Here is a 13358-nt window from a genome sequence, read left to right as displayed (position 1 = left end):
AATCTATTTGAACTGCAACCACTTTTAGTTCTATAGATATTCTGTCTAGAGATTTTTTAATGTATATTATTTGAATGATAAAAGTAGTGATTACAAAAATAATATTTTGTAGTAAAAAAGCTATAAAGTAAATATTTTTAATTAGTTTTAAAAATATTTAATGAAAGAAATATTATGCTGATTAAAGTTTACGGAAGCGCCGTTTTTGGAGTAGAAGCTACAACCATTACGGTGGAAGTTCATATGGATAAAGGGATTGGTTATCATTTAGTTGGATTGCCCGACAACGCCATAAAAGAAAGTAGTTTCAGAATTGCAGCCGCTCTTAAAAATAACGGATTAAGTCTTCCCGGAAAAAAAATAACGATCAATATGGCGCCCGCCGACTTGCGAAAAGAAGGTTCTGCGTATGATTTACCCTTAGCTATCGGAATTTTAGTCGGATCGGATCAGATAAAAGCGCCCGAGGTCGAACAATATGTTATCATGGGAGAACTTTCGCTTGACGGAAGTTTGCAATCTATAAACGGCGCTTTGCCCATTGCTATAAAAGCCAAAGAAGAAGGTTTTAAAGGATTTTTTCTGCCAAAGCAAAATGTAAAAGAAGCTGCAATTGTAGCCGGTTTAGATGTTTACGGAGTCGAAAATCTACAAGAAGTAATTGATTTTTTTGAAGGAAGAGGAACGCTTGAACCAACCGTAATTGATACCAGAACAGAATTTTACAAAACTTTAGATTTTCCTGAATTCGACTTTTCTGATGTTCGCGGACAAGAAAGCATAAAACGATGTATGGAAATTGCAGCTTCGGGCGGTCATAATATTATTTTGATCGGACCACCCGGAGCAGGAAAAACAATGCTGGCCAAAAGATTACCGAGTATTTTACCGCCAATGACGTTGCGAGAGGCTTTAGAAACAACTAAAATTCATAGTGTTGCCGGAAAATTAAAAGAAGTGGGTTTAATGAATCAAAGGCCATTTCGAAGTCCACATCATACTATTTCAAATGTGGCGCTGGTAGGAGGTGGAAGTTATCCTCAGCCTGGAGAAATATCAATGGCGCATAATGGTGTTTTATTTTTGGATGAATTGCCGGAGTTTAAACGAGATGTTCTCGAAGTAATGCGTCAGCCGCTTGAAGATCGTGAAGTCACGATTTCGAGAGCAAAATTTACCGTAACTTATCCGTCATCGTTTATGTTGGTGGCGAGTATGAATCCGAGTCCGAGTGGTTTTTTTAACGATCCGAGTATGCCCAATACTTCTTCGCCACACGAAATGCAGCGTTATATGAGTAAAATTTCGGGTCCATTATTAGATCGAATTGACATCCATATTGAAGTTACTCCCGTTCCTTTCGAAAAATTATCAGACGACAGAAAAGCAGAAAGCAGTGTAGAAATCAGAAAACGTGTCACTGCAGCAAGAGAACTGCAATCGTTGCGTTTTGAAGCTTTACCCAACATTCATTACAATGCCCAAATGAATACGAAACAAATCAGAGAATTTTGCGCTCTGGACGAACAATCAAAACAATTATTAAAAACAGCAATGGAAAGACTCAACCTTTCTGCAAGAGCATACGACAGAATCTTAAAAGTAGCGAGAACAATTGCAGATTTGGATGCTTCACCGCATATTATTCCGGGACATATTGCAGAAGCGATTCAATACAGAAGTTTAGACCGTGATGGGTGGCTGGGGTAATATTTTAGATTATTGATTTCTGCACAATATTGTCATTGCGAGGAACGAAGCAACCGCACTAATATAAACATTTGCTGATTCAGCACGTGAGATTGCTTCGTTCCTCGCAAAGACTAAAATGATTATTCAAACTTCAAATTAGCATTCTTCGACATTAAATAGGAAGTCAGTTTTTTTATTTTGCCGTTTTCCATTTCAAAAACATCGCAAAAAACAGCGTCCAGAAGGCCTCCGTTTTTCATACTTCCCTGAACAGAACCTTCTGCAATAACAATATTGTTTTCTTCAATCAGTTTTACAATATGGATAATCGGACTTCCAACAAAATTTTCATTTTCAATTTCCTTATCAAAAGCTTTTTTACCTACATGCTGATAAATTCCGGGCATTTCCCAAACTATATCATCCGTAAGGCAAGCCAGAATTCTTTCATGATCGCTTACTCTAAAAGCGGCCATATATTCGTTCACGGTTTCTTTATTTTGTGTCATCATTAAGATCGTTTAAGGTTTGATTTTTAGGATTGTATAACAAATTTAAAAAATAATAACTCTTGTTTTGTGATTTAATTTTAACACATAGAAATATAGCTTTACCTACTGTAAAAATGCGTTTCACTAAGAATAAACCGCATAGCTATGTGAAGGATCACAATTCCTAAAATTTTAATTTTTAATTCTCAATTTTTAATTAAAAAAAGAGTTAAGTTGAATTGTATTCTGAATATCAATTTGTTCCAAAAAATATTCGTCATGCGAAACAACGATCAAAGTTCCCTGATATTCATTTATTGCCTGAGTCAGAATTTCGATATTCTGAATATCTAAATTATTCGTTGGTTCATCCAAAATAATAATATCCGGCGCCTGATTGCTTATAGTTAAACAACAAAGCATCAAACGCATTTTTTCACCGCCACTCAAAGAACTACAAGATTTTTCTAAATCATTTTGCGAAAACAAAAACCGATTCAAACGCATTCGGATATCATGTTCCTGTAAACCAGAATTATTGAATTTTTCTGCCTGTTCATAAATTGTAAGCTGATCATCAATCAAAGAATAATCCTGATCGATGTAAACTATTGTCGATTCTGCTTTGTAAACAGTGCCTTGTTTAGGAGCTAATTTTCCGGTAATAATTTTAATTAAAGTGGTTTTCCCTGAACCGTTTTGACCTTTCAAGACAAGACGATCGCCACTTAAAATCTGAAAGTTTAAATTCTCTTTCCAAAGCAATTCATTATTGTAGCTGTAATTAATATCAGTTGCCGTAAAAAGTACTTTTCCTTTATGAAGTTTCGCATTATCAAAACCAAATTTCATTTTATCAATCTCAGGCAAACCCGCACGCAATTCTTGTAATTCTCCTGAGATTCCACCAATTTTTTCAGCATGCATGCTTTTTGTTTTTGATGTACTGTTTTCGGCATTATTGCGTAAAGTATTCATCATAATTCTGGAAACTCCGGCCTTTTCCTGTTTCTTTTTTCCGCGGGCATCTAGTTTTTGCTGGCGTTCAAGTGTTTCACGTTCCTTTTCTTTGGCTTTTCGTAACGCTTTCTCTTTGCTATGAATATCCTGATTTAGAGCATTGTTTTCTACTTGTTTTTGCTCGGCATAAAAATCATAATTACCGCCATAAATCGAGATTCCGTGTTTTGTTAATTCGTAAACTGTGTTTAAAAGATTCAATAATTTTCTGTCATGGCTTACAATCAGCAAAGTACTCAAAGTAGTTTGTATGAAATCGTACAATAATTTTCTTGCCGGAAGATCCAGATGATTACTTGGCTCATCCAGCAAAATAAGTTCAGGTTGATGAATCGAAATCCCGGCAAGGAAAATCTTTGTTTTTTGTCCGCCGCTCAGCGTTTCCAGTTTTTGGGATAAATCTAAATCCTGCAATTGCCAATATTGTAAAGCCTCGTTACATCGATCTTCAATTGTCCAGTCGTCGTTCAGGATTTCGAGATTTTCTTCGGTAACATTGCCGTCAAGAATCTCTTTGAGCGCGTGCAGTTTATCGCCAATTTGTAAAGCTTCAGCAATAGTCAAATGATTAAACTGACCAAAAATCTGAGGGATATAATACGGTTTTGCATCTGCTTTAAGCAAGCCTTCAGAAGCTTGTAATTCGCCTGCAATAATTTTTAATAAGGTTGATTTTCCAACGCCATTGTTGCCAATCAAAGCAATTTTTTCCTGCTTATTAGCAGTAAAAGTAATTTTGTCGAATAGCAAATCTCTATTCGCATGTAGATATGAAATGTTTTGTAAAATAAGCATAATTTCTTTCTTTAAAGAATAAACAAATGAGCAAACTGTTGGGCAGATTGCTTTTATGATTGTCTGAAAGAAATTTTATTTCACATAAAATGTAGTAGTTGATTTATGTTTGCAAAGATATAAAAAATATTTTTTTAACCCGTTGGGTATAATGCCTGAAAATTTAATTGAACACATAGGAACATAGATTTTATGATTGTGAAAAAAAGTAAATCAAAAAGAAACAAGTTTCTCACACATAGCTATGTTTGTTAATGCAAGTGAAACGCCTTTTTTGAGTCCAATAATTCTATGTTTCTATGTGTTAAAAATAATTCGACCCAACGTTTTTTTTACACTATTTATAAGATTTTACAAGTTTGCTTATTCCTTATTTTCTTTAGGATACAAAACTCTAAAAGCATTAGAAACAGCCTGGTGTAATATAGTGCCATGGTTTTCCAGAGGAAGATATTCAAAATGCACGTTTATATTATTATTTTCAACGCACATTATTTTGTCAGCTAATAAGCTGGCATCAACTTCCATATTTCTTGGTATTTCAGTTGGCGTAATTCCTTCATTGCCAACTGCAATATAAATATCGATAGGCTGTCTGAAAAGAGCCAGTAAAGGCAACTGATTGTCATTTAGTATACAGCCATTATCCCACCATATACTCGGGCTTATAATGATATATTTATTGAAAAGAGATGGTTTTGTAAATAAGATTTCAGTTTCTAATAATCCGCCTAATGATTGTCCGATTATGGTTTTAGAATTATTTGTCTTGTACTTTTTTTCGATAAAAGGCTGTAATTCTTTTTCAATAAAAGAAATAAAATTATCTGAATGACCAGATGTGGGATAAGCTTCTTTATCTTTTAAAATTGTAGTAGGAAAAGTAAAATCTCTTCTTCTGTCAACAGTTGCAATACCTACAACAATTGATTTTGGAACGTGATTGACCCATTCGAAACTATTAAATTGTACCAAACCGGCGATATGAATAAAATCTTCATCTGCCGAACCGTCCAATAAATAAATGACAGGATATTTTACAGCATCTGCAGGATTATAACCCTCAGGTAAATAAATGTTTATAATTCTTTTTTCGTTTAGCTCTTTAGAATCAATTTCTTCAATTACACCTAAAACAAAGGGTTTTGTTTTGGCTGTTGCTTTATTTTTTTGTCCAAATATTGTTAATGAGAAAATAAAGAAAAAGAGAATTAAGATTTTGTTCATTTGTTTTATTTGAATAGGTATGAAATTTGAAATCAAAGTTAGGATAAAAAATGCCAATACATAAATTTAATTATTTTGTAATATTCCACAAACTCATTTTTCGTCTTGTTACAAAGCCCAGTTTTTCATAGAGTTTAATGGCGCCAATATTGCTTTCTACAACATGCAAATACGGAATTTTATTTTCATCAAAAATAGCATTTACAACATGTGTAATCAATTGTTTTGCATACCCTTTTCCGGTATGATCCGGATGTGTTATGATGGCGCTGACTTCAGTAAAATCATTCATTTTCATTCGCTCGCCCGTAATGGCAACCAATTGATTTTCTTTAAAAATTCCGAAATAATTCCCCAATAAAGGTGTTTTGGTTTTAAAATATCCCGGCTGAACCAAATTGACCAAAGCACATAATTCTTCATTATGATTTTCTGTTAGTTTCACGATTTCAATATCAACAGAAAGCTGAATTTTTTCACGAATAATCATCTGTAGACAAACCAATTCCTTTGCAATTTTTACGGCACCTGAGACTTGAGGTTTTTTGCCAACAATAAAAAAGTTATTGCTTAAAGCCGAATATTGATCTATCGAATCAGAAATATTTTCAGAATCGATAAAACCTCCAAACGGACAATAATCAGGATTATAGAATTTGGTATTTCCGTAATCGATAACAAATTCAGAATGAGTTTCTGATAAAGAATACCAAGCTGGATTGTCGAGTTTATTTTCTTCGATTTTTTTCATTATGGACTTATTAATCTGTTTATTCTCAATCTTGTCATTTCGACGGAGGAGAAATCTCCGCAAGTAACTCCGCAACGAAAGTTCAATCTTTGACGAGCTTCTTGCGGAGATTTCTCCTCCGTCGAAATGACAAACCAGATTTTCAAACTTTAGAAATTATTTATTTTATCCCCTAAATTTATTTTTAACAATAATATCTTTAAGCCTCGCTTTTAAATCTTCTCCGGTATCGAAAACCATTTGTTCGTTGTTGGGAAACGGCACTGCGCGTTTGTTAAAATAAGAAATATAACTATCCTCACAAGCACTTTTATCTCCTTTGTAAGTCGAATAAATATTCTCAAAAACAAATTCACTTGTAATCGGAAACGTTTGTGCCAATTGATTTGTTTTCAAATCGACAAAATCAACCTTTGCCGTTACCTGGCAAGATTTAAATTGCCTGAACTCATAAACATTAGCACGAAGCATTCTATAGTTGTCTACTTTTATTTCCTTGCCCAAACTATCTTTTACAGGTCTTCCACGACTATCTAAAAGCGTTTTTACACCATCTTTTATCTGTTTTTCCTTGATGAATTCTTTTTCTTTAATCTGCTCAGGCGAAATATTTATTGTGATGAAATTTACAATTAAACTATAGTCGTATGTAATGTTTTTTTGTCTTACACTATGATATACAGTCCATTTATCATTTAATCCATAAGTTTTAATATCCAATAAATCATCCTGAAGTTGCTTCGGGATCACCATATTGGTTTCATTTTTAGCATAAATATCCACAAAATCAGTTCCCTTAAACTGTGCGTCCTCCATCAGTTTTTTTACATTTTTGTAACCCGGATTAATACTTTCCAGATAAAACAAATCATCATAAGCCTGTCTGAAATCCAGTTTATTTTTTGATTTTAAAAGTGCCGAAGACTTTTCATATAAATATTTAGAAAGCGCATTTTTGCTGCTCACAATCTGATCTGAATAATTATCAAACGGAAAACTGGCATTTTTGCCCTGTTTCAATAAAGGCAGTGGTAATAAAGGTCTGATTTTTTCCTGACGATTATTCAATTGCAGATATGTATTATAAATTCTCTCAGAATTTGCAGGATTTGCCTCTTTTGTCATCACTTCAAGATTACGCAAATCCCTCTCTTTTGCTTTTTCAAACGCTTCTTCAAGTAAATACACATAATCCTGTTTTCCTTTCGAATCTTTTTTTGTTTTCAAAGCTTCAACGGCGCGTTCGATTGCTCCGTCATAATTACCGTCGCTTAACATTGATTGCGTGGTTTTTACGCCACACGAAGAAAATAGTATAAGTAAAACAGAAAAAAGTAAAGTAATTTTTTTCATCCTAAAGATCAATTAATTTATAGCTGTAAATATATCTGTTTTAGATTAATTGAGTTGTAAGAGAAATATCATTTTAAATTTATGAAGCAGAAGTTTTCGTTTTCATAAGAACCACCTGTCCCGCTTTCACCTATATCTCTTCGTCCCGATAGCCATCGGGACTGCGAGGATACCGGCTCTATCGGGGCTAGATTAGAGGTTTATTTTTTATAAGAAATTTAAATTTATGCAAAAAGAGAAATAACTTTAGATATATCTCAACCACCAATTTGAATTTCTCGCTTTATAGTCTCCGTACCAAATACAAGGTTTGTAAAGAATCGCTACAACGCTTATCCAAATTAAATAAATTGCCCAGAGCGGTAATCCGCTTTCTATGTTTTTGGGTCTTCCAAAAGTTCCCGTTGCAAATTCCAATTGCGACCAATCAAACCCTTGCGCAAAAAGCATGATGAGTGTTATAGTATGAATCAGATAAAAATGAATGATAAAATAAAACAAAGGCACTTTTCCGTAAACTACAGTCATTTTTTTAATTCCGTTATTAAATTGATCGGCAAAGGCAAGAAGTAAAATCATAATGCCTAAAGTAGCCAGACAAAATAGAAGAGAAGGCGGATATTTAGTAACATTCATAAAAGAAAGAAATGTAAAAACAGCATCTTTTTGTGTGGACCATAATGCAGGATCTCCATAAATATTGACAAATCGAAGAATAGCGAATAATCCTAAAGCGCCAAAACCGAGTTTTATAAATAATTTTTTCCTTTCTTCTTTTGCCATTTCAAAATAGCTTCCAAAACCAAAACCGGTTAACATAATTCCCAACCACGGAATTGGCGGATACCCCATAACAAAAACTTTCCCCGCAAAAACCGGAACTGCAATTGGACTAAAAAATGGAGTTAAAACCGCTTTAAAAACCGATCCTTCGGGAAATGGAATAAGTGGTAAAAGGTTATGACAAAAAATGATAACAAGCCCCGTAATTCCTAATTGTTTGGCGGGTATTTTTAGAAGTAAGCCTAAAATTATAAACCCAAATCCTATTGTGGCTATGACCTGAAACAATAAAGTATGAAAACCAATGTCAAAAAATAAACCAAAATTGACAATTGTAAATTCGAGAAATATCAGCCAAAAACCTCTTTTAATCAGATGTTGTCTTACTTCTTGTACATTGTTTTTGCTTTTCAGCGAAAGATAAACAGAAGTTCCTGCCAGGAAAACGAAAGTTGGAGCGCATAAATGTGTGATCCAGCGTGTAAAGAACAACAAAGGAGTTGTGGTTGCTAAATCGGTTGGACTTTGAGTGATAGCATGAACATGCATTAAATCACGAACGTGGTCTAGTGCCATAATGATCATTACAATTCCTCGTACTATATCAATTGAATTTTCTCTTTTCATTTTACAGATTCTCAGTTACTGTGGCCAATACAAAACATTAAATTTATGACCATCCGGATCAGCAAATCCAAAGAAATATCCTTTTTCAAAACTTTGTGGTTCGGCAAAAATTGCTCCACCCGCATTTTTAACATTCAGCAGCCATTGATGGACTTCATCTGTACTGTCGGCCGAGATCGAAAATATAATTTCATTTCCTTGTGTAAGGTCGGCAGCTTCACTATTAACGGCCCATTTGAATCTTTCTTTTACAAAAAAATGAATGATAAAATTATCTTCTCCAAACATAAAACTTGTCAATTCGGTATTGGTTCCGTTTGGTTTAAATCCTAAATCACTATAGAATTTGGTTGTTCGCTGCAGATCTTCGACGCCTAAATTGGCCCATATTTTTTTAGTTTTCATAAGATTAGTTTTAATAATTACATAAATTTATGAAATTTTAAATTAAAATAAGGGTTGAGACGTACTGTAGTGTGCTTAATGTATAGTAAAAAAATTAGATTTCGTACTCTTATCTTATTCTGTCAATAGTTTTTTAATCAAAACAATTTGGCCTAAATGATAATAACTATGCTCGATCATAGCTTCAATATTTCTATTGTAAGTCCCGTATTTTTCATCAACAAAAACCTGATCTAGTTGTTCGTCGGACATTTTTTCAACAAAAGAGGCAAATGTTTCGGTCTCGTTCCAGAATTTGCTTAAAAAAGTTTCCCATTCTGTTTGTGAATTTATTTCAGGAAAATCAAAACTGAATTTGTCTTTTATGTCCAGCGTTCCACCTTTAAAAACATTATTTATTCCGTTGATATAATAATTAATGTGCTGTGCCAGAACCGAAATAGTGTTTAAGTTTTTTATTGGAGTTACGGCAATTTTCCAATCTAAATTCTCCAGTTGATGTTTATAATTGGTATTGGCAACCCAAGTTCCGTTTAAAATAATTTCTCTAAAACGATTTGCAATTTCCAGTGTGTTTTTCATGATAAGAAGGTTATAAATGGTTAATAAATTAGTTTCTTAAGTTGGATAAGACACTTGAAAGTGGAGTTTTTATCAAATTGTAATCTGATTTATGTTATTTCTGTATTCTAATTTTTACCTGATAAACAATCTCCCAAAAAATAATCGAAAAAACGGCATTGGCAAATATGGCTGTTTTAACCTGATACGGATCATAATCTAAAAACAGGTGTAAATTTGTGAACTTCAAAGCTAAGAATAAGGACAGGGCTGCAATTGCAACAGAGCAGATAATATTTAGTAAAGCTGTCCATTTTAAGCCTAAAAAAGAGTAAATAACATTTAAAACAGCGAAACCGCAGCCTAAAGTTCTATAAGGGTCGGTTTTTAATTTTTCACCTAATGCCAATAAAAGTGGCGTTGAAGTAAGGTATAGAAAAAATAATATGGAGTAAAGCAGGATTCTAATTTGTGGTTTCATTATGTTTATTTAAGTTATTCAAAGAATGCGTGTAGCATCAGAATGTATTTGTGGCTATTCCAAAATAGCATTTATCTTTTCTTCCGATATTTCTTTAAGAAGACTATCAGAATGCAAACTCCAAATGATCAGAAATTTTCCTGTTGCAAGATATTCTTCAGGATGTTCTTTTGTTGGTTCTTTGTCTTTTCCCCACAATAATCCTTGCAGAAAACTATCGCCTTTAAATCGGTGATCAAATTCAAAATACATGATAGAACCGCTATCTCCTTTACTTTTAAAGCTTTGAATTTCTTTGCTTTTTACAGTTCCCACAAAACTAGCGTAAGTTGCAATATCATTATAAAAATTACAAGCTTGCGGAGAAATACAAATATGACCATCGCTTAAAGTATAGCCCTTAGGAATTTGTTTGCCTTTTAGTTTTAAATCAGCAATTGTCTGACTGAATATTGTAGTAGTAAATAACAGAAATAGTACCGACAGGGGAATCGTAATTTTCATAGGTTTTTGGTATTAGTGGTAATTGAATTTTCACCAAGCTAAAATAATATTTTTATTTGAGGTAATTGAAGTTCTTTGATTATGAGTAGTAAAATAGAATATTGCTTTCGCAAAAGCATTTGCTTCAAATATAATATTTTACCATAATGAATTTTATTTGTCTTGAAAACGAGTGCGTTAGGGATAGAGGCGTTATCCTTTTGTGAAGTGGAACGGAACAAAAGATATAGCCGAAAGCCCGACCCGGAGGGGAACGCCAAAAAAAATCCCATTCGCCTCTCGGGAACGGGAATAATTTTTTGTGTTATTTAGAGTCTAAAAAGTTCCAATAAATTGCAGTCCAATCATAGAATTTGAAATTTGAGGAATTAATTGTTTCTGCATTGAAAATTTTTTAGGATTTTCGTTAAAAGCATCAGATTCTTTTTTTGCCATTTGCTTACGACTGCTAATTACTATAGATCGCCCAATTATTGTACCGATTAATCCACCTACCAATAAATCTGAAACCCAGTGATCGTGGCTTTTTATATCGGAAAGAAATACTGCGGTTACAAATGTATACGGTATCCAGTAATTGTTGTATTCCATTTGAAATACTTTGGCAACAGCGAAATAAGAAGTAGAATGAAAAGAAGGAAATGAAGTAGCATCACCTCCATGTGTAAGGTGAATTTGACTGTAGTTTCCAAAATCCCAGGGATCTTTTGTCCAGGGCTCTTCGACAGGATTATTATCATTTACTCTTCTTTGAGGTCTTTTTCGTGATGCTATAGTTTTTAGAACTACCTGACTTATAACATAAGAATAGGCTAAAGATTTAATCGCATTTACAGCAACAACCTGTCCTTTTTTGTTGTTTATAGCTAATGAACCGGCATATAACCCTATGATTGGATAAACAATATAAGAGTCGGTCCCGATAACATGAGGGATTGTACTTTCAATTTTAGGTAAGCTATACTTAATATTAGGTTCTACATTATCGTGCCAAAAACCGGTAGTATGTCTGTCAACGGCTATTAAACCAATTATTCCCGCGGTATAAATAGCAGTTCTTTTCCAGTCACTTGATATAGTATGTCCCATTGCTGAAAAATCGCCGGGCACACTAAGAACGCTGTTTGCAAGTACGGAACCGGCTACTTTGAATCGATTTTCTTTTTTAATTTTCAGGCTGTCATGTTTGATTTTTAAAGTGTCATGCTGAGAAAAGCAGGGAATTGAAAGTATGCTAAAAAAAATTAGAGTGTAAAATTTCATAGTAAAACAATTTGAAATTAAAATTTATTTAAAATATTCATTAAGCTTCAGTTAATACAAAAAAGATCCTTTTTTGAAATTTTTACTGATTTAAAACTAGGCGATTATGTTTTCATTTTGTTTAATTGTCAAAAAAATATACTTCAAACTTATATCCCACTTTTAAAGATTTAAATTAAATTTCGTTAACATATTAGGTTTGATTAATTGCAATAAAAAAAATACTTTTCAAGATGTTAAAATTGAGCGTTTTATAGTTGTAAATTAACCAATCCCTATATCTAATATAGGGAAAAATTATGTAAGATTTTTAGTAGTAACGATTTTTTTTTGAATTTATTGGAGGATAAATAGGATATTTTAAGAAGATAAAATGATTTTTTTAAGGAGAGCGACTTTGGTTTTTGAGGATTGTGGATTTTGAAGGGATTGATTTTGAATTATTGAAAATATTGAGTCAAAATTGTAATGATTATGTATGAATCTTGTGATCTAATTATACTTTTTTTGATATACTTGTGACCTATTCTTTGCGTTGCGAATTCGAGAAACTTCGCAGACCGGGGCTTTTATCTTTATTATTCTGTTTTCTTTAAGTAATATTTTCTTTTATTCTTTGAGCCTTTACTTTTTCGCACAATTTTGCCAGTTATAATATTGTAAGCCATTAATTTATTATGTTTTATTTTGTATTTCAAGTGATAAGAAATACCATTTTCAAACTTCAAATCATAAGAGTGCATATTTTGATAATCATTTGTATCGATCTTTCTTACAAGTATTTCATTCAATGATAAAGTATCATTTGATTGATCATATTTTAATTTGTCAAATTTTATATATGCAATATTTTGTGAGACTTTAAATCGACCGGTTAAGTTTTCATTTATTAAATCTCCAACCTTATCATATTCAGTCGTGCTGTCTGGATTAAATTTGATTTTTGTAACAAAAAATCCATACACTGCAAAATTTGATTTATAGGTTCCAATAATGTTCTTGCTTGAATTGCATGAAATTAATAATAGAAGTAAAATAATTAATGATGCCTTTTTCATTTATTCATGTTTTTATGATTAAAGATTTCCATCTAAATATATTAAAATAAAAAGACATGCGGAAAAAAGAAAATTTTGAAATATTACGTTAGCTACTTATAGAGCTTTTTATTTTTTTTATCTTCTTGTAGCCATTAAGTAGTAAATTCAGATTCCTTTTTTTTTAAAATCAGTTTAATTCTAAAATAAACAAAACGGCGTCAGGGATAGATAGAGGCGGTATCTTTTGTGAAGTTGGACGGAACAAAGATATAGCCGAAAGCCCGGCCCGGAGGCAGATGCCCGTATTATTAATATTCAATTTTTTAAATTCCAAATCCCAATCGTTGTCGAGTTACTTAAGGAGA

13 protein-coding genes are annotated in these 13358 nt (G+C 32.7%); 1 reads left to right on the top strand and 12 read right to left on the bottom strand.

Annotated features, from left to right (window positions below):
- Nucleotides 1–174: 174 nt before the first annotated feature.
- Nucleotides 175–1710, top strand: coding sequence for a YifB family Mg chelatase-like AAA ATPase (locus SD960_RS18290; protein WP_318805189.1), 1536 nt, complete (start codon nt 175–177; stop codon nt 1708–1710).
- A 122-nt stretch (nt 1711–1832) separates the two neighbouring features.
- On the opposite strand, the gene SD960_RS18285 is transcribed toward SD960_RS18290, so the two are convergent.
- From SD960_RS18285 to SD960_RS18230, 12 genes are all read right to left on the bottom strand, one after another.
- Complete coding sequence (locus SD960_RS18285) at nt 1833–2204, bottom strand: nuclear transport factor 2 family protein (RefSeq protein ID WP_318805188.1); 372 nt, start codon at nt 2202–2204, stop codon at nt 1833–1835.
- 192 nt (nt 2205–2396) lie between these two features.
- On the bottom strand, nt 2397–3998 hold the full coding sequence (gene abc-f / locus SD960_RS18280) for a ribosomal protection-like ABC-F family protein (protein ID WP_318805187.1): 1602 nt from the start codon (nt 3996–3998) through the stop codon (nt 2397–2399).
- 363 nt (nt 3999–4361) lie between these two features.
- Nucleotides 4362–5225 carry an alpha/beta hydrolase gene (locus SD960_RS18275; RefSeq protein ID WP_318805186.1) on the bottom strand — a complete coding sequence of 288 codons (864 nt, stop codon included), beginning with the start codon at nt 5223–5225 and terminating at the stop codon, nt 4362–4364.
- A 70-nt stretch (nt 5226–5295) separates the two neighbouring features.
- The gene (locus tag SD960_RS18270; RefSeq protein ID WP_318805185.1) at nt 5296–5976 is read right to left on the bottom strand and encodes a GNAT family N-acetyltransferase; all 681 of its coding nucleotides are present in this window, start codon (nt 5974–5976) and stop codon (nt 5296–5298) included.
- Between the two features lie 165 nt (nt 5977–6141).
- Nucleotides 6142–7329: a hypothetical protein gene (locus tag SD960_RS18265; protein WP_318805184.1), complete on the bottom strand. Its 1188-nt coding sequence runs from the start codon at nt 7327–7329 to the stop codon at nt 6142–6144.
- A 246-nt stretch (nt 7330–7575) separates the two neighbouring features.
- The gene (locus SD960_RS18260) at nt 7576–8739 is read right to left on the bottom strand and encodes a DUF1624 domain-containing protein (RefSeq protein ID WP_318805183.1); all 1164 of its coding nucleotides are present in this window, start codon (nt 8737–8739) and stop codon (nt 7576–7578) included.
- Nucleotides 8740–8754: 15 nt separating this feature from the next.
- On the bottom strand, nt 8755–9144 hold the full coding sequence (locus tag SD960_RS18255; protein ID WP_318805182.1) for a VOC family protein: 390 nt from the start codon (nt 9142–9144) through the stop codon (nt 8755–8757).
- A gap of 114 nt (nt 9145–9258) precedes the next feature.
- The gene (locus SD960_RS18250; protein ID WP_318805181.1) at nt 9259–9726 is read right to left on the bottom strand and encodes a DUF1572 domain-containing protein; all 468 of its coding nucleotides are present in this window, start codon (nt 9724–9726) and stop codon (nt 9259–9261) included.
- Between the two features lie 94 nt (nt 9727–9820).
- Nucleotides 9821–10186: a hypothetical protein gene (locus SD960_RS18245; RefSeq protein WP_318805180.1), complete on the bottom strand. Its 366-nt coding sequence runs from the start codon at nt 10184–10186 to the stop codon at nt 9821–9823.
- A gap of 54 nt (nt 10187–10240) precedes the next feature.
- Entirely contained in the window at nt 10241–10690 is a 450-nt protein-coding gene (locus SD960_RS18240; protein ID WP_318805179.1) for a hypothetical protein, read from the bottom strand.
- 315 nt (nt 10691–11005) lie between these two features.
- Nucleotides 11006–11953 carry a phosphatase PAP2 family protein gene (locus SD960_RS18235; protein WP_318805178.1) on the bottom strand — a complete coding sequence of 316 codons (948 nt, stop codon included), beginning with the start codon at nt 11951–11953 and terminating at the stop codon, nt 11006–11008.
- A 578-nt stretch (nt 11954–12531) separates the two neighbouring features.
- On the bottom strand, nt 12532–13011 hold the full coding sequence (locus tag SD960_RS18230; RefSeq protein ID WP_318805177.1) for a hypothetical protein: 480 nt from the start codon (nt 13009–13011) through the stop codon (nt 12532–12534).
- Between the last annotated feature and the right edge of the window lie 347 nt (nt 13012–13358).

This window comes from Flavobacterium sp. MMLR14_040, assembly GCF_033657265.1.
Lineage (GTDB): Bacteria > Bacteroidota > Bacteroidia > Flavobacteriales > Flavobacteriaceae > Flavobacterium.
Note: the sequence above shows the minus strand (reverse complement) of the source record. Positions and strands in the feature narration are given on the sequence as shown.